The 16,943-nt window shown below is 62.5% G+C and carries 11 protein-coding genes; 8 read left to right on the forward strand and 3 right to left on the reverse strand.

Features of this window, described 5'->3' with window-relative positions:
• Nucleotides 1-36: 36 nt before the first annotated feature.
• On the reverse strand, nucleotides 37-1,692 hold the full coding sequence (aceF, locus tag C4J94_RS02380; RefSeq protein ID WP_124384810.1) for a dihydrolipoyllysine-residue acetyltransferase: 1,656 nt from the start codon (nucleotides 1,690-1,692) through the stop codon (nucleotides 37-39).
• Nucleotides 1,693-1,703: 11 nt separating this feature from the next.
• Complete coding sequence (aceE, locus tag C4J94_RS02385; RefSeq protein WP_124384811.1) at nucleotides 1,704-4,349, reverse strand: pyruvate dehydrogenase (acetyl-transferring), homodimeric type; 2,646 nt, start codon at nucleotides 4,347-4,349, stop codon at nucleotides 1,704-1,706.
• 383 nt (nucleotides 4,350-4,732) lie between these two features.
• Between aceE and glnE the strand changes: the two genes are divergently transcribed.
• From glnE to C4J94_RS02425, 8 genes are read left to right on the forward strand one after another with little or no spacing between them, the layout of a single operon-like run.
• Nucleotides 4,733-7,672, forward strand: coding sequence for a bifunctional [glutamate--ammonia ligase]-adenylyl-L-tyrosine phosphorylase/[glutamate--ammonia-ligase] adenylyltransferase (glnE, locus tag C4J94_RS02390; protein ID WP_124384812.1), 2,940 nt, complete (start codon nucleotides 4,733-4,735; stop codon nucleotides 7,670-7,672).
• Between the two features lie 54 nt (nucleotides 7,673-7,726).
• Entirely contained in the window at nucleotides 7,727-8,761 is a 1,035-nt protein-coding gene (waaF, locus tag C4J94_RS02395; RefSeq protein WP_124384813.1) for a lipopolysaccharide heptosyltransferase II, read from the forward strand.
• Between the two features lies 1 nt (nucleotide 8,762).
• Nucleotides 8,763-9,818, forward strand: coding sequence for a lipopolysaccharide heptosyltransferase I (gene waaC, locus C4J94_RS02400; protein WP_124384814.1), 1,056 nt, complete (start codon nucleotides 8,763-8,765; stop codon nucleotides 9,816-9,818).
• Nucleotides 9,819-9,823: 5 nt separating this feature from the next.
• Entirely contained in the window at nucleotides 9,824-10,948 is a 1,125-nt protein-coding gene (locus tag C4J94_RS02405; RefSeq protein WP_124384815.1) for a glycosyltransferase family 4 protein, read from the forward strand.
• Nucleotides 10,945-11,751 carry a lipopolysaccharide core heptose(I) kinase RfaP gene (gene rfaP / locus C4J94_RS02410; protein WP_124384816.1) on the forward strand — a complete coding sequence of 269 codons (807 nt, stop codon included), beginning with the start codon at nucleotides 10,945-10,947 and terminating at the stop codon, nucleotides 11,749-11,751. The genes C4J94_RS02405 and rfaP overlap by 4 nt, the downstream gene beginning before the upstream one ends.
• On the forward strand, nucleotides 11,751-12,485 hold the full coding sequence (locus tag C4J94_RS02415; RefSeq protein ID WP_124384817.1) for a lipopolysaccharide kinase InaA family protein: 735 nt from the start codon (nucleotides 11,751-11,753) through the stop codon (nucleotides 12,483-12,485). Before rfaP ends, C4J94_RS02415 begins: the two co-directional genes overlap by 1 nt.
• Nucleotides 12,482-13,234 (forward strand): lipopolysaccharide kinase InaA family protein, encoded by a 753-nt coding sequence (locus C4J94_RS02420; protein ID WP_124384818.1) that lies wholly within the window; start codon nucleotides 12,482-12,484, stop codon nucleotides 13,232-13,234. Before C4J94_RS02415 ends, C4J94_RS02420 begins: the two co-directional genes overlap by 4 nt.
• Nucleotides 13,234-14,685 (forward strand): lipopolysaccharide kinase InaA family protein, encoded by a 1,452-nt coding sequence (locus C4J94_RS02425; RefSeq protein WP_124384819.1) that lies wholly within the window; start codon nucleotides 13,234-13,236, stop codon nucleotides 14,683-14,685. Before C4J94_RS02420 ends, C4J94_RS02425 begins: the two co-directional genes overlap by 1 nt.
• Nucleotides 14,686-14,813: 128 nt before the next feature.
• Here the strand turns inward: C4J94_RS02425 and C4J94_RS02430 are convergent, their stop codons facing one another.
• Entirely contained in the window at nucleotides 14,814-16,892 is a 2,079-nt protein-coding gene (locus C4J94_RS02430) for a TonB-dependent receptor (protein ID WP_124384820.1), read from the reverse strand.
• Between the last annotated feature and the right edge of the window lie 51 nt (nucleotides 16,893-16,943).

The raw sequence follows: 16,943 nt of genomic DNA on the forward strand, positions 1-16,943 counted from the left end.
CGGCAAGGCCTCCCGATAAGGGGAGGCCGTTGCGGCTTACAGCAGGATGGTGCGGATATCGTTCAGCAACTGGCTCAGGCGCTGGGTGAAGCGTGCCGCCGCGGCGCCGTTGATCACGCGGTGATCGTAGGACAGCGACAGTGGCAGCATCAGCTTCGGCTGGAACGCTTTACCGTCCCAGATAGGCTGGATGGTTGCCTTGGACACCCCCAGAATCGCCACTTCCGGCGCGTTGACGATTGGCGTGAAGCCAGTACCGCCAATGTGCCCGAGGCTGGAGATGGTGAAGCACGCGCCCTGCATGTCGTCCGGGGTGAGCTTCTTGTCGCGGGCCTTGGCGGCCAGCGCAGCAGCCTCGGCGGCCAGTTGCAGCAGGCTCTTCTGGTCGACGTTCTTGATGACCGGTACCAGCAGGCCGTCAGGCGTGTCGACGGCAAAGCCGATGTGCACGTATTTCTTGCGAATGATCGCTTTGCCGCTTGGCGCCAGCGAACTGTTGAAGTCCGGCAGTTCCTTGAGCAGGTGTGCACAGGCCTTGAGCAGCAGGGGCAGCACGGTCAGTTTCACACCGGCTTTCTCGGCCACGGCTTTCTGCGCAACGCGGAACGCTTCCAGGTCGGTGATATCGGCCTGGTCGAACTGAGTCACGTGCGGGATGTTCAGCCAGCTCGCGTGCAGACCTGCCGCGCCGATTTGCATCAGGCGGGTCATCGGCACTTCTTCGATTTCGCCGAAGCGGCTGAAATCCACGGTACGGATCGGCGGAATGCCCGAGCCGCCGGTAGCGCCGCCAGCAGCTGGCGCTTCCTTGGCCTTCTGCATCATGGATTTGACGTAGACCTGCACGTCTTCCTTCAGCACGCGGCCGTGAGGGCCGGTTGCCGACACAGCATTCAGCTCAACGCCGAATTCACGGGCCAATTGACGCACGGCAGGGCCGGCGTGAACCTTGGCACCACTTGGCGCAGGTGCGGCAGCAGCAGGGGCCGGAGCGGCCTCAGCTTTTGCAGCAGGCGCAGGGGCGGCAGCAGCCGGAGCAGCTTCAGCCTTGGCAGCCGGAGCGGCGGCCGGAGCGGCGGCCGGTGCTGGAGCGGTTGCAGGCGCAGCGCCTTGTACTTTCAGCTTGAGGATAAAGTCGCCAGTGCCGACTTCATCTTCCAGCTTGACCGCGATGCTTTCCACCACGCCGGCAGCCGGCGACGGGATCTCCATGGAGGCCTTGTCGGACTCCAGGGTGATCAGCGACTGGTCGGCTTCGACGGTGTCGCCGACCTTGACCAGCAACTCGATGATCTTGGCCTTGCCCGACGAGCCAATGTCCGGAACGTGAATGTCCTGGACGGTGGCGGCGGCAGGTGCAGCGGCCGGGGCTGAAGCAGCCTCGGCAGCAGCGGCAGGCTTTTCAGCAGCAGGTGCAGCGGCGGCCGGAGCGGCAGCCGCAGGAGCTGCATCGGCAGCACCTTCGATTTCCAGCTCCAGCAGTTCGTCGCCTTCTTTCAGGCGGTCGCCCAGCTTCACTTTCAGGCTTTTGACCACGCCGGCCTTGGGAGCAGGGATTTCCATGCTCGCCTTGTCCGACTCCAGGGTCAGGATGCTCTGGTCGGCTTCGACGGTGTCGCCAACCTTCACAAACAGCTCGATTACTTCACCTTCACCGCTGCCGATGTCAGGTACGCGAATGAGTTCGCTCACAAAAAGTCTCCTCAGCAGTCCAGTGGGTTGCGTTTTTCCGGGTTGATCCCGAACTTGACGATGGCATCAGCCACCACCTTCGGTTCGATCTCACCACGGTCAGCCAAGGCTTCCAGGGCTGCCAACACCACGAAGTGACGGTCGACTTCGAAGAAGTGACGCAGCTTCTTGCGGCTGTCACTGCGACCGAAACCGTCGGTGCCCAGGACTTTGAATTCCTTGGACGGGACCCACTGGCGAATTTGTTCAGCAAACAGTTTCATGTAGTCGGTAGAGGCGATGACTGGACCCTTACGGCCGGCCAGGCACTCTTCGACGTAGCTCTTGGCTGGCTTCTGGCCAGGGTGCAGGCGGTTGCTGCGCTCTACGGCCAGGCCGTCGCGACGCAGTTCGTTGAAGCTGGTAACGCTCCACACGTCGGCACCGACGTTGAATTCGTCACGCAGGATCTTCGCCGCTTCACGCACTTCGCGCAGGATGGTGCCGGAGCCCATCAGCTGTACGTGGTGTGCTGCTTCCTTGGTGTCTTCTTCGAGCAGGTACATGCCCTTGATGATGCCTTCTTCCACGCCGGCCGGCATGGCTGGCTGCTGGTAGGACTCGTTCATCACGGTGATGTAGTAGAAGACGTCCTGCTGCTCTTCGGTCATCTTCTTCATGCCGTCCTGGATGATCACCGCCAGCTCATAGCCGTAGGTTGGATCGAAGGTGCGGCAGTTAGGGATGGTGGCAGCCAGGATGTGGCTGTGACCGTCTTCGTGTTGCAGGCCTTCGCCGTTGAGTGTGGTACGGCCGGCAGTACCGCCGATCAGGAAGCCACGGGTACGGCTGTCGCCTGCTGCCCAAGCCAGGTCGCCAATGCGCTGGAAGCCGAACATCGAGTAAAAGATGTAGAACGGCAGCATCGGCTGGTTGTGGCTGGAGTACGAAGTACCGGCAGCGATGAAGGAGCTCATGGCGCCCGCTTCGTTGATGCCTTCTTCGAGGATCTGGCCCTTCTTGTCTTCCTTGTAGAACATCACCTGGTCTTTATCGACTGGCTCGTAGAGCTGGCCGACGGAGGAGTAGATGCCCAACTGACGGAACATGCCTTCCATACCGAAGGTACGGGCTTCGTCCGGGATGATCGGGACGATACGCGGGCCGATGTCCTTGTCCTTGACCAGCTGCGCGAGGATCCGCACGAAGGCCATGGTGGTGGAGATTTCACGGTCGCCCGAGCCATCAAGGATGGCCTTGAGGGTGCTCAGGTCTGGCGTCGGAACGCTGAAGCTGTTGGCGCGGCGCTGAGGTACGAAACCACCCAGTGCAGAGCGGCGCTCGGCCAGGTAACGGGCTTCGGCGCTGTTTGGCTCCGGCTTGAAGAACGGCAGGTTCTCCAGCTCTTCGTCCTTGACCGGGATGTCGAAGCGGTCGCGGAACAACTTCAGGCTGTCGACATCGACTTTCTTGGTGTTGTGCGCGGTGTTCTTCGCTTCGCCGGCACCGGTGCCATAACCCTTGATGGTCTTGGCCAGGATGACGGTGGGTTGTTCCTTGTGGTTGACCGCTTCGTGGTATGCCGCGTAGACCTTGTACGGGTCGTGGCCGCCACGGTTGAGCTTCCAGATCTCGTCGTCGGACAGGTCGGCAACCATCGCCTTGAGTTCAGGCGTGTTGAAGAAGTGTTCACGCACGAACGCGCCGTCTTTGGCCTTGTAGTTCTGGTACTCGCCGTCGATGACTTCGTCCATGCGACGTTGCAGGATACCGTCGACGTCCTTGGCCAGCAGTGGGTCCCAGAAACGGCCCCAGATGACTTTGGTCACGTTCCAGTGCGCTCCGCGGAACACGCCTTCGAGTTCCTGGATGATCTTGCCGTTGCCGCGAACCGGGCCGTCGAGGCGCTGCAGGTTGCAGTTGATGACGAAGATCAGGTTGTCCAGCTTCTCGCGGCCGGCCAGGGAGATGGCGCCCAGGGATTCCGGCTCGTCGCACTCGCCGTCACCCAGGAAGCACCAGACTTTCTGCTTGCCTTCAGGGATGAAACCTCGAGCTTCCAGGTACTTCATGAAGCGTGCCTGGTAGATCGCCTGGATCGGGCCCAGACCCATGGAAACGGTCGGGAACTGCCAGAAATCAGGCATCAACCAAGGGTGCGGGTAGGACGACAAGCCGCCACCGTCCACTTCCTGGCGGAAGTTGTTCATCTGGTCTTCAGTGATGCGACCTTCCATGAACGCACGGGCGTAGACGCCTGGCGAGGTGTGGCCCTGGAAGTAGATCAGGTCGCCGCCGTGTTCGTCGGTCGGGGCCTGGAAGAAGTAGTTGAAGCCGATGTCATACAGGGTAGCGCTGGAAGCGAAGCTGGAGATGTGACCGCCCAGGTCCGAATCTTTCAAGTTCGTGCGCATTACCATCGCCATGGCGTTCCAGCGTACCAGCGAGCGAATGCGGCGTTCCATGAACAGGTCGCCAGGCATGCGTGCTTCGTGGGTAACGGGGATGGTGTTGCGGTATGGCGTGGTGATGGCGTAAGGCAATTGTGAGCCGCTGCGGGTCGCGAGTTCGCCCATACGGGTCATCAGGTAGTGAGCACGGTCTTCGCCTTCTTTGTCGAGAACCGATTCCAGGGCGTCCAGCCATTCCTGGGTTTCGACGGGATCGAGGTCTTGCATGGCTTGCTCCAGGGCGGAAAGGCTACCAGAATCGGTTGCCTGAAGTTTGCGACTGGCCTTGTGGGCAGACGACATAAATTCTTGGATGGCCGAAGGTTGCTTCGGCGTCCTGTAGTTTTACTACAAATCGTCGGCCATTTCAGCCTTTCGAATGTATATACGAGTAGTAAAACTACACAAGACCGAGTGTATGACTCGGTCTGGCTGGTGAGCATAATCGTTATTGTTGGTCTATTGCGAACAAGAAAAGGTGAAAGTTTGATGTTGCCTGCCAAGATTAATTTAATTTCAGCTATTTCTAACTTTTGTTCGACAGTCCTTCATCGAGCAGGGCTCCTGCGTTCACAACTACACGCCATTTACCCGCCGATCAAGGATAGACCATGAGCCTTCCATTGCTGGCCGAACTGCCGGCCATTCTCCTGCCTTACGCCAGCCGGGCCGAGCAGTCATTTCGTGACGCCGTGGCCGCGCTGGAGGACGATCATGGCCTTTCTGAGTGGACGCCGCAACGGTGGGCCGACTTCGCGCGGGTGTGCGCAGCCAGTGATTTCGTGATTGAACAGAGCGTTCGTGACCCTTTGATGTTGCTCGAACTGGTGGCCTGGGGCGAGCTGGACCGAGGCTTTGCGCCGGGTGAGCTGTGCGGGCAGATCGCCGGTGCCGTGCAACAAGCCGAAACAGAAGACGAAATGGGCCGCGTGCTGCGCCGTCAGCGGACGCGCCAGCAGGTGCGCATTATCTGGCGCGATCTGACCCGCCAGGCTGACTTGGTGCAAACCTGCCGCGACCTGTCCGACATGGCCGACGCCTGCATCGACCAGGCCTACCAATGGTTGTACCAGCGCCATTGTGTGCAGTTCGGGACACCGACCGGGCGGCGCAGCGGTGAGGCGCAGCACATGGTCATTCTCGGCATGGGCAAGCTGGGGGCGGTGGAGCTGAACCTGTCGTCGGATATCGACTTGATCTTCGCCTACCCCGAAGGCGGCGAGACAGTGGGGGTCAAGCGCTCCCTGGATAACCAGGAATTTTTCATTCGTCTTGGTCAAAAATTGATCAAGGCTCTCGACCCGATGACGGTCGACGGTTTCGTTTTCCGTGTCGACATGCGCCTGCGTCCCTACGGTTCGGCCGGCGCGCTGGTACTGAGCTTCAATGCGCTGGAGCAGTACTACCAGGACCAGGGCCGCGACTGGGAGCGTTACGCCATGATCAAGGCCCGCGTCGTCGCCGGTGACCAGGTGGCCGGTGCGCAATTGCTCGACATGCTGCGCCCGTTCGTCTATCGCCGTTACCTGGACTTCTCCGCCATCGAAGCGCTGCGCACCATGAAGCAGCTCATTCAGCAGGAAGTGCGACGCAAAGGCATGGCCGACAATATCAAGCTGGGTTCTGGCGGTATTCGCGAGGTGGAATTCATCGCCCAGGCGTTTCAGCTGATCCACGGCGGGCGCGATCTTAGCCTGCAACAACGTCCTCTATTGAAAGTACTCGGCACCCTGGAAGGCCAGGGCTATTTGCCGGCCGCCGTGATCAGCGAGCTGCGCAATGGCTACGAGTTTTTGCGCTACACCGAACACGCGATCCAGGCGATTGCCGACCGCCAGACTCAAATGCTGCCGGACACCCCGGAAGATCAGGCGCGTATTGCCTTTATGCTGGGCTTTGCCGATTGGGCCGCGTTCCACGAGCGCCTGATGTATTGGCGGGGTCGGGTGGACTGGCACTTCCGCCAGGTGATTGCCGACCCTGATGAGGAAGAGGGCGAAGAAAGCGAATTGGTCGTCGGCGGGGAATGGTTGCCGCTGTGGGAAGAATCCCAGGATGACGACGCCGCCTGCCGCCAATTGAGTGAGGGCGGCTTCACCGATGCGCCCAAGGCCCTCAAGGCGCTGGCTGGCCTGCGCGGCAGCCCGCAGCTGCGTGCCATGCAGCGTCTGGGTCGCGAGCGGCTGGATGCGTTTATTCCGCGCTTGCTGGCCCAGGCGGTCGAACACGCCAACCCGGACCTGGTACTGGAACGCGTATTGCCGCTGGTCGAGGCCGTCGCTCGCCGTTCGGCGTACCTGGTGCTGCTCACCGAAAACCCCGACGCCCTGCGCCGTCTGCTGACCCTGTGCGCCGCGAGCCCGTGGATCGCCGAGCAGATCACGCGCTTTCCGCTGTTGCTCGATGAGCTGCTCAACGAAGGGCGTCTGTTCAAGCCACCGTTGGCGCCGGAGCTGGCCGCCGAGTTGCGCGAGCGCCTCACGCGTATCCCCGAAGACGATCTTGAGCAGCAGATGGAAGCCCTGCGCCATTTCAAGCTGGCGCACCGCCTGCGGGTGGCCGCGTCGGAAATAGCCGGCAGCCTTCCGTTAATGAAAGTCAGCGACTACCTGACCTGGCTGGCCGAAGCCATTCTCGAACAGGTGCTGGCCCTGGCCTGGCGCCAGACCGTTGCTCGTCACGGTTCGCCGCAACGGCTGGATGGCAGCCTGTGCGATCCTGGGTTCATCATCGTCGGTTATGGGAAAGTCGGCGGGATCGAACTGGGGCATGGTTCGGACCTGGACCTGGTGTTTATCCACGACGGCGACCCGCACGCCGAGACCGACGGCGCCAAGCCGATCGACGGCGCGCAATTTTTCACCCGCCTGGGCCAGCGCATCATTCACTTGCTGACCACCCAGACCAACTCGGGACAGTTGTATGAAGTGGACATGCGCCTGCGGCCTTCAGGTGCGTCCGGTTTGCTGGTGAGTTCGCTGGGGGCGTTTGACCGCTATCAGCAAAATGAAGCCTGGACCTGGGAGCATCAGGCGCTGATTCGCGCACGTGTGTTGGTGGGCAGCCAGGATGTCGGCCAGGCGTTCGAGCAGGTACGCGCTAAGGTATTGGGGCGTGAGCGGGACTTGGTCAAGCTGCGCCAGGAGGTCAGCGAGATGCGCGCCAAGATGCGTGACAACCTGGGGACCAAGAGCACAGCGGCCGGTATGGCGGCCAATGCCTTCGACGCCACGGCGCTGTTCGACCTCAAGCAGGACGCGGGAGGTATCGTCGATATTGAATTTATGGTGCAATACGCGGCTTTGGCGTGGTCTGCGCAACATCCATCGTTGCTGCGCTATACCGACAATATCCGCATTCTGGAAGGCCTGGAGCAGGTCGGGCTGATGCCCGCCGCCGATGCCCATTTGTTGCGTGAGGTGTATAAGGCTTACCGCTCCGCCGCGCACCGCCAAGCCTTGCAGAACGAGGCGGGCACGGTGCCCGGGGACCAGTTCGCCGACGAACGGCGCCAGGTGATGCGAATCTGGCAGGCGCTGGGTTTGAGCTGAAACACTATTAGGGCGGGGAGGCATAAGCCTCCCCGCATCGTTTGTGGAAACTACATGAATATTCTGATCGTTGGGCCCAGTTGGGTCGGTGACATGGTGATGGCCCAGACACTGTTCCAGTGCCTGCGGCTGCGCTATCCGGATTGCCAGATCGACGTGCTCGCCCCTGAGTGGAGCCGGCCGATCCTTGAGCGTATGCCACAAGTGCGCAAGGCCTTGAGCTTTCCGCTCGGTCATGGCGCGCTGGAATTGGCCACCCGCCGTCGCATCGGCAAAGCCATGGCCGGCCAGTACGACCAGGCGATCCTGTTGCCCAACTCGCTGAAGTCGGCGCTGGTGCCGTTTTTTGCCGGTATCCCCAAGCGTACCGGCTGGCGCGGCGAGTTTCGTTACGTGCTGCTCAACGATGTACGCACCCTGGACAAGGCACGCTACCCGCTGATGATCGAGCGCTTCATGGCCCTGGCCTATGAGCCGGGCGCCGAGTTGCCGACGCCATACCCGCGCCCCAGTTTGCAGATCGACCCGCTGACCCGCGAGGCGGCTCTGGCCAAGTTCGGCCTGACCCTGGACCGCCCGGTATTGGCGTTGTGCCCGGGCGCCGAATTCGGCGAATCCAAGCGCTGGCCGTCGGAGCACTACGCCAAAGTCGCCGAGACCAAGATCCGCGAAGGCTGGCAGGTGTGGCTGTTTGGCTCGAAAAACGATCACTCGGTGGGTGAAGACATTCGCCAGCGCCTGATTCCTGGCCTGCGCGAAGAAGCGGTGAACCTCAGTGGCGAGACGTCCCTGGCCGAGGCTATCGACTTGCTGTCGTGCGCCGACGCGGTGGTGTCCAACGACTCGGGTTTAATGCACGTCGCCGCCGCGCTGAACCGTCCGTTGGTGGCGGTGTACGGCTCGACATCCCCAGGCTTCACCCCGCCCCTGGCCGACCAGGTGGAAGTGGTGCGCCTGGGCATTGAGTGCAGCCCCTGTTTTGACCGCACCTGCCGTTTCGGCCATTACAACTGCCTGCGTCAATTGCTGCCGCAGCCGGTAACCGATGCCTTGCAGCGGTTGCAGGGCGACGTGGTCGAGGTTCACTGAGTTGCGGGTACTGGTAGTCAAGACCTCATCCCTGGGCGACGTGATCCACGCCTTGCCGGCACTTACCGACGCCGCGCGGGCGATCCCCGGCATCCGTTTCGATTGGGTGGTGGAAGAAGGCTTCGCCGAAATTCCGACCTGGCACCCGGCGGTGGACAGGGTGATCCCGGTGGCGATTCGTCGCTGGCGCAAGAACCTCTGGCAAACCATCAAGAGCGGCGAATGGCGGCGTTTTAAACAGGCCGTGCAGTCGACCAAATATGACCTGGTGATCGACGCCCAGGGTCTGCTCAAAAGTGCCTGGCTGACCCGTTACGTGCGGGCGCCGGTCGCCGGGTTCGACAAGACCTCGGCACGCGAGCCCCTGGCGGCGCGTTTCTATTCGCGACGCCTGGCCGTGGCCCGTGGGCAACATGCGGTGGAGCGGTTGCGCCAGCTGTTTGCCGTGGCGCTGGGCTACGACCTGCCCAAAGGGCTGGGCGACTACGGCCTGAGCGTCGAGAAACTGCTGGGCCTGCCGCCGAAGAAGCCCTTCGTGCTGCTGCTGCACGGTACGACCTGGGACACCAAGCACTGGCCAGAAGTCTATTGGCGCGAACTGGCCGAACGCATGGGCCGCCTGGGTGTGGACGTGAAACTGCCGTGGGGCAACGCCGACGAAAAAGCCCGTGCCGAGCGCCTGGCGCAAGGCCTGCCTAACGCCGAAGTGCTGCCGAAGCTGAACCTGGCCGGCGTGGCCCGTGTATTGGCTGGTGCTCGTGCCTGTGTGGCGGTGGACACCGGCCTCGGTCACTTGGCGGCTGCGCTGGATGTGCCGACCATTTCTTTGTTCGGGCCGACCAATCCGGGCCTCACCGGCGCCTATGGCAAAGGCCAGGTCCACTTGGCCAGCGACTGGCCATGTGCGCCATGCCTGCAGAAGCAATGCACCTATCAACCCACCGCCGATGACCTGCAGCGCTTCGACGTCAAGCGCGAGTCGCCGCTGTGCTTCACGCGCCTGAACCCCGAACGCGTCGCCAGCCGACTGAGCGCGTTGTTATTGGCTGAGGAGTAGCACTGATGCAACTGGCCTTCGTCCTCTACAAATACTTTCCCTTCGGTGGCCTGCAGCGCGACTTCATGCGCATCGCCCTGGAGTGCCAGCAGCGCGGTCATGCGATCCGTGTGTACACCCTGATCTGGGAGGGCGATATCCCGCCCGGCTTCGAAGTGCTGGTGGCGCCGGTCAAGGCGCTGGTCAACCATCGCCGCAACGAAAAGCTCTACGCCTGGATCCAGGCCGACCTGGCCAAGCGCCCGGTGGACCGCGTGGTGGGTTTCAACAAGATGCCGGGGCTGGACCTGTACTTCGCCGCCGACGGCGTGTTCGAGGACAAGGCCCAGACCCTGCGCTACCCGATGTACCGCTGGTTCGGGCGCTACAAGCACTTTGCCGAATACGAGCGCGCGGTGTTCGACAAGAACGCCAAGACCCGGATCATGGTGCTGTCCGAGCGCCAGCAGCAACTGTTCAGCCAGTATTACGGCACCCAGGCCGAGCGTTTTCACCTGCTGCCGCCGGGCATCGCCCGTGACCGGCGCGCACCGCCGAACGCCGCCGACATTCGCGCGCAGTTTCGCCGTGAGTTCGGCCTGGCCGAGGATGACTTGCTGCTGGTGCAGATCGGTTCGGGCTTCAAGACCAAAGGCGTCGACCGCAGCCTCAAGGCCGTGGCCGCGCTGCCATCGAGACTGAAGAAACGCACCCGCCTGTTTGTAATTGGCCAGGACGACCCCAAAGTATTCCAACTGCAGAGTGCCGCGCTGGGCCTGGGCGACCAGGTGCAGTTCTTCAAGGGCCGCAACGATATCCCGCGTTTCCTGCTGGGTGCGGACCTGCTGATTCACCCTGCCTACAACGAGGCGGCCGGCATGGTGCTGGTCGAAGCGGTGGTCGCCGGCCTCCCGGTACTGGTGAGCCAGGTCTGCGGCTACGCGTTTTACATCGACAAGGCCCAGAGCGGCCGGGTGTTGGACGAACCGTTCGAGCAGGCCCAGCTCAACCAGTACCTGGTGGAGATGCTTGAGGATCCACACGCGCGCGCGACCTGGAGTCGCAATGGTCTGGCCTTCGCTGAGACGGCCGACCTGTTTAGCATGCCGCAGTACGCTGCGGACCTGATTCTGGCGGAGCCAAACCGATGAAGTTGATTCTTGCCGAACCCTTCAAGACCCTCTGGGCCGGACGCGATGCGTTCGCCGAGGTCGAGAAGCTGCAAGGCCAGGTGTTCCGCGAGCTGGCCGCTCGTCGTACGTTGCGTACGGTGGTGCAGGGCGAACCCTATTTTGTGAAAATCCACCGTGGCATCGGCTGGGGCGAAATCCTCAAGAACCTGGTCACCGCCAAATTGCCGGTGCTGGGTGCGGGCCAGGAGTGGCGGGCGATCCAACGCTTGCAGGAACTGGGCGTGCCGACCATGACCGCCGTGGCCTTTGGCGAAAAAGGCAGCAACCCGGCCGACCAGCACTCGTTCATCATCACCCAGGAGCTGACCCCGATCATCAGCCTGGAAGACTTGACCCTCGATTGGGTCAAGCAACCGCCGGTGCCGGCGATCAAGCATGCCTTGACCGTAGAGTTGGCGAGCACCGTCGGTGCGATGCACCGCGGCGGCGTCAATCATCGCGATTGCTACCTGTGCCACTTCCTGCTGCACACCGACCGGCCGATCACGGTCGACACCCTCAAGCTGTCGGTGATCGACCTGCACCGTGCCCAGGTGCGCGCGACGATCCCCATGCGCTGGCGCAACAAAGACCTGGCCGGGCTGTATTACTCCGCCCTGGAAATCGGCCTGACCCAGCGCGACAAGCTGCGTTTTCTCAAGCATTACTTCAAGCAGCCGCTGCGCCAGATTTTGGCGGAGCAAACCGCGCTGCTGCGCGAACTGGAACGCATGGCCGCCAAGCTCTATGCGCGCAAGCAACGCTATGGGGATGCGCTCTGATGGCGGGTTGGATTCTGGAACCTGCCTACGCCGCTCTTGCGGATGACTTTGGAAGCCTGGAAGCGGTGTTTGCCCTGCAAGGCGAGCGCCTGACCCGCGACCCGCTGTCAGAGGTGATCCGAGTGGAGCGCGGCGGGGTCAATTATTACGTCAAGCGCTATGTCGGGGCCGGCAAGGGCCTGCGCCGCTACCTGGGCAGGCCGCGGGTAAAGTCCGAGTGGCAGAACCTCAAGCGCTTTGCCAAGTGGGGCATTCCCACCGCCGAGGTGGTCGCCTGGGGCCTGCAACGCAGCGGGCTGGCCTACGATCGTGGCGCGATGATCACCCGCGAACTGCCCAAGACCGAAGACCTGTCGGCCTTGGCGGAACGCAACGATCCGCGCCTCAAGGACCCCAAGTGGGTCGATGCAATCAGCCGCCAGCTGGCTGAGTACACGCGCACCATGCATGATCACCGCTTCACCCATAACGACTTGAAGTGGCGCAACCTGCTGGTCGATGACCAGCGCACCTTGTATCTGATCGACTGCCCCAACGGCGATTTCTGGCGCGGTTTCTGGCTCAAGTACCGCATCACCAAGGACCTGGCCTGCCTGGACAAGGTTGCCAAATATCATCTGTCGGCCACCCAGCGCCTGCGCTTCTACCTGCAATACCGCCAGCGCACGCACCTGACGGCGTCGGACAAACAACGAATTCGCCATGTGGTGAAGTTTTTCGAGGGACGCGAATGAGTGACTTCCTGGCGGCCGAAGACCGCGCTTTGCTTGAGCGCAACGGCCTGGCTACCTTCGACTCACTGTGGGCCAGGCAACTGGATGCGGTGGATGAGCCGAACACCAGTGGCGACGGTTGGAGCAGCGTGTATCGCCTGGAACTTGAAGGTCAGGGTTACTACCTCAAGCGCCAGAGCAACTACCTGACGCGCACCTTGCACCGGCCGTTTGGCGAACCGAGTTTTGCCCGCGAATTTCGCAATATCAGCCTGTACCGAAAGCTGGGTATCCCGGCCTTGCAGGCGGCATTTTTCGGCGAGCGCAAGGTTGCGGGCGAACGCCGCGCCATGCTGCTCACCCGAGCCCTGGATGGCTGGAATGACTTGGACTCGTTGCTGGAACAATGGGCGCAATTGAGCGACGCCCAGCAACGCGCGATCCTGATCGCCTGCGGCAAGCTTGCGCGTCATCTGCACAGCGTCGGCCAGGTTCACGGCTGCTTTTACCCCAAGCATATTTTCCTGCAGGCGCGCGGTGACGGTTATGCCGCGCAATTGATCGACCTGGAAAAGACGCGGCCGTTGCTGTTCGGCTGGCGTGACCGGGTCAAGGACCTTGAACCCCTGCTGCGCCGCGCACCGCAGTGGACGGACGCCCAAGTGCGGCAGCTGTTGGCGGCTTACCTTGAGCAGCCCGCAGACAGTGCGCTGGTGTCCACCTGGCACCAACGCCTGACGGCACGCCGCAGCCACAAGGAGAACCGCTGATGCGTTTGTCCGAGCTGAAAAAGGCCGGTCGTGCACCCAGCCTGCCGTTGACCCTCGACTTGGCGGATGCGGCAGGCCCGGGGCAGTTGCAACTGCTCAGCCTGCTGCGGGTGTTGCCGGGGCAGCGCTACGTCGGCGCCGCGGTATGGCGTGGGCGCCCGGTGCTGGCCAAGTTGCTGGTGGGTAGCAAGGCGGCGCGGCATTTTCAGCGTGAGCTCAGCGGTGTGCGCCTGCTGGCCGAGCAGGGCCTGACCACGCCGCTGTTGCTGGCCGACGGCCTGCAGGAAGGCGAGGGCGGCTGGCTGCTGTTCGAATTTGTGGAGGGCGCCCAGAGCCTGGCCGACGCCTGGCTCGCCGTCGAAGGCTTGCCGCCGTTGGCCGACGAACAAACCGCCGTGCTCGCCGAAGCGCTGGGCGCGATTGCGCAGATGCATGCCAAGGGGCTGTGGCAGGAAGACCTGCACCTGGACAACCTGCTGCGCCAGGGCGGCAAACTGTATTTGATCGATGGCGCCGGTATTCGGGTCGAAGTCGCGGGCAAGCCGCTGTCGCGCACTCGCGTGCTGGAAAACCTCGGGGTGTTCTTTGCCCAGTTGCCAAAAAACCTCGAGCCGTTTACCGAAGAATTGCTGGTGTACTACCTGCTGGCCAACGGCGAACACGCCTTGCCTCTGGAAGCTCTGGAAAAACAGGTGCGCAAAGTCAGCGCCTGGCGCTTGAAGGACTATCTGAACAAGGTCGGTCGCGACTGCACGTTGTTCAGTGTGGCGCGTGGTGCCTTCGGCCTGCGCGCGATTCGGCGTGAGGAAGAGGCCGCCATGCTGCCGGTGCTGGAGCAGGCCGATGCGCTGCTCGACCAGGGCCATTTGTACAAGACCGGCGGCGCGGCGAGCGTCGCCAAGGTCGAGGTAGGCGGCCGGCCGCTGGTGATCAAGCGCTACAACATCAAGGGCTTCGCCCATTGGCTCAAGCGCTTCTGGCGCCCGAGCCGTGCCTGGCACTCCTGGCGTGAAGGCAACCGCCTGGCGTTCCTCGGGATCGCCACGCCCAAGCCGTTGGCGGTGCTGGAGAAGCGTTTTTTGTGGTTGCGCAGCCGTGCGTATTTGATCACTGAATACCTGCCTGGGCCGGACATTATCGAGCGCTTTGCGCCCTATGTTGAGCGTGGCGATGCGCCTGAGGCTGAGCTGCTGGCGCTGGACCATTTGTTTGCCGAGTTGATTCGCGAACGCATCAGCCATGGCGATTTCAAGGGCCACAACCTGTTCTGGAGCGAAGGCCGCTGGGCGATGATCGACCTGGACGCCATGTGCCAACACACCTCTGCCGCCAGCTTCGCTGCGGCGTATGCCAAGGACCGTGCGCGGTTCATGCGTAATTGGCCGCAGGGCAGTGCGCTGTATCAGGTAATCGACCAGCGTTTGCCCAAAGAAGTCAGCGCCGCCGGTTGAAGCGGGCCTTCGGCCCTATCGGGGGCAAGCCCCCTCCCACATTTGACTGTATTTACACATCTGAAGGTGTGAACACAGTCAGTGTGGGAGGGGGCTTGCCCCCGATGGCGCCCGCTCAGGCGCTGCGTTCAGAACTGATACTGCGCCCCAGCCCCCGCATACCAGGACCGCCCCGGCGCCGCCTCGTAGTAGCGGCCATTGCCGTCGCCCACGATCACCGAGCCCACGTACTGGCGGTCTAGCAGGTTGTCCAGGCGCAAGGTCTGGTGAAAGGTCCAGTGCTCCACCTTCTGCTCGAACCGCGCACGCCAGTTGAAGACGCTGTAGCCCGGTGCGGCCTGTTGACGGTTGGTGTCTTCGACGTAGACCTTGCTGCGGTACATACCTTCGATGGCGGTGCTGACCCAGTCGCGTGGTTTCCAGTTCAGCTCGCTAAACAGCGTGGTTTGTGGAACGCCGGGCAGGTAGTTGCCCTTGTCGATGGTGTTCGCGCCACTGGCAAAATCGCTGTCGTAGGTGGCTTGCAGGCGGGTATAGGCCAGGCTGGTACTCCAGTGCTCGCTGAGCTGGCTTTCCAGGCCCAGCTCGAAGCCGCGACGCAAGGTTCGGCCGGCGTTCTGGTAGCTGGTGCGACCGTCGACGGATTGCTGCACCACCAGTTCGTCGTCGGTGGTGATCTGGAACACGGCGGCGTTGACGCGGGTATTGCCCAACTGAGCCTTCAAGCCGATTTCGTATTGGGTGCTTTCAGACGGCTTCAAGCCAAAGTTGAAGCCCTCGACATTGCCCGGTGCATAAGCCAACTCGGCCTGGGTGGGCGTTTCGAAGCCTTTGCCTGCGCTGACGTAACCGTGCAGGTCGGGCGTGAACGCGTACATCACGCTCATCGACGGGGTGTTCTTCTGGTAGGTCTTGTTGCCGCTGGCGTCGCCATTGCTCAGGAACTGATCGTCGACGTCCATCTGCATGGTGCTATGGCGGATGCCGGCTTGCAGGGTCCAGCGATCCAATGCCCAGTTGGCCTGGATGTACGGGTCGAGGCTGCGAGCGGTGTCGATTTCATCGCGGCGTAACTCGCCTTTCACGCCGAGGGTGTTGCCGCTGTAGTTCCGATAGCCGTGGCGGCTGTCTTCGCTCTGGTCGAAATCCAGGCCGGTGATGATCATCAACTCGCCCGGTGCGCGCTCGATAGGCTGCATCCAGCGCACGCTGCCACCGTAGAACTTGCGGTCGAATTGCACGACGCCACCGCCACGCTCGTTTGCGGGTGTGCCCTTGGGGATCGACAGATACTGAATCACACTTCGCCGACCGGTATAAGCATTCACCTGCAAGGTCGCCCCGCCAAAATAGCGTTCGTAATTCATGCCCACTTGCTGATGGTCGATGCTTTTGCGCGTGTTGTAGGTCAGCGCGTTGGCGCTCACCGAGCGAGGGTCGGCCTTGTACGCCGCCCAGGTCTGGCCCAGCGGATCCTGCGTGCCATTCTGCTCAAGGCTGCTGTAGATCAACGCCAGCTTGCTGTCGTTATCCGGCTCGAGGTTGAGCTTGGCGAAGGTTTGGTCGCGGCGTGCGCTGCTGTGGTCGCGGTAGCCATCGGTGTCCATGCGCGAGGCGTCGAGCACGAAACCGGCACCGTTGGCCGCGCCTTCGGCGGTGAGGTGGTTTTTGTTCAGGCCGTCGCTGCCGACCAGGGTTTCGGCACCGATGCGCGGCGGGCCTTCGCCGTCGCGGGAGAACATCTGGATCACCCCGCCGGCGTTACTGCCGTAGAGCGTCGCCGCCGGGCCGCGCAACACTTCGATGCGTTCGGCGGTGTCCAGGTTGAAGGTTGCAGCCTGGCCCTGGCCGTCCGGGGTGCTGGCGGGAATGCCGTCGGCAATCAGCTTGATGCCACGCACGCCGAAGGCTGAGCGGGCACCGAAGCCACGGGAGGAAATCTGCAGGTCCTGCGCGTAGTTCTGACGGTTCTGCACCACCAGTCCGGGCACGCGGGACAGGGCTTCGGAGGCGTTGATGCCGAGCTGGCCGTCGCTGATCTGTTCACGGCTGATGCCGTCTACCGAGTACGGCAGGTCAAAGCTGGGGCTGGCGCTGCGCGAGCCGGTGACGACGCTGGGGTCGAGGATCACCGGTGTATCGTCGGCCAGGGCGGTATTGGCCAGGCCCAGGAGCAGGGCGAGGCAAGCGGGGGTGGATGCGTTCATGAAGAGGTCAGGTCCGTGGCGCCACCCCAATCAGGCGGGCGGATGCAAAGA

This window comes from Pseudomonas sp. R5-89-07, from assembly GCF_003851685.1.
GTDB lineage: Bacteria > Pseudomonadota > Gammaproteobacteria > Pseudomonadales > Pseudomonadaceae > Aquipseudomonas.

What these genes read in the sequence shown, in the direction of transcription:
- aceE (WP_124384811.1), bottom strand. Translation starts at nt 4,349, where the DNA reads ATGCAAGACCTCGATCCCGTCGAAACCCAGGAATGGCTGGACGCCCTG.
- C4J94_RS02430 (WP_124384820.1), bottom strand. Translation starts at nt 16,892, where the DNA reads ATGAACGCATCCACCCCCGCTTGCCTCGCCCTGCTCCTGGGCCTGGCC.
- C4J94_RS02405 (WP_124384815.1), top strand. Translation starts at nt 9,824, where the DNA reads ATGCAACTGGCCTTCGTCCTCTACAAATACTTTCCCTTCGGTGGCCTG.
- glnE (WP_124384812.1), top strand. Translation starts at nt 4,733, where the DNA reads ATGAGCCTTCCATTGCTGGCCGAACTGCCGGCCATTCTCCTGCCTTAC.
- C4J94_RS02425 (WP_124384819.1), top strand. Translation starts at nt 13,234, where the DNA reads ATGCGTTTGTCCGAGCTGAAAAAGGCCGGTCGTGCACCCAGCCTGCCG.
- C4J94_RS02415 (WP_124384817.1), top strand. Translation starts at nt 11,751, where the DNA reads ATGGCGGGTTGGATTCTGGAACCTGCCTACGCCGCTCTTGCGGATGAC.
- C4J94_RS02420 (WP_124384818.1), top strand. Translation starts at nt 12,482, where the DNA reads ATGAGTGACTTCCTGGCGGCCGAAGACCGCGCTTTGCTTGAGCGCAAC.
- rfaP (WP_124384816.1), top strand. Translation starts at nt 10,945, where the DNA reads ATGAAGTTGATTCTTGCCGAACCCTTCAAGACCCTCTGGGCCGGACGC.
- waaF (WP_124384813.1), top strand. Translation starts at nt 7,727, where the DNA reads ATGAATATTCTGATCGTTGGGCCCAGTTGGGTCGGTGACATGGTGATG.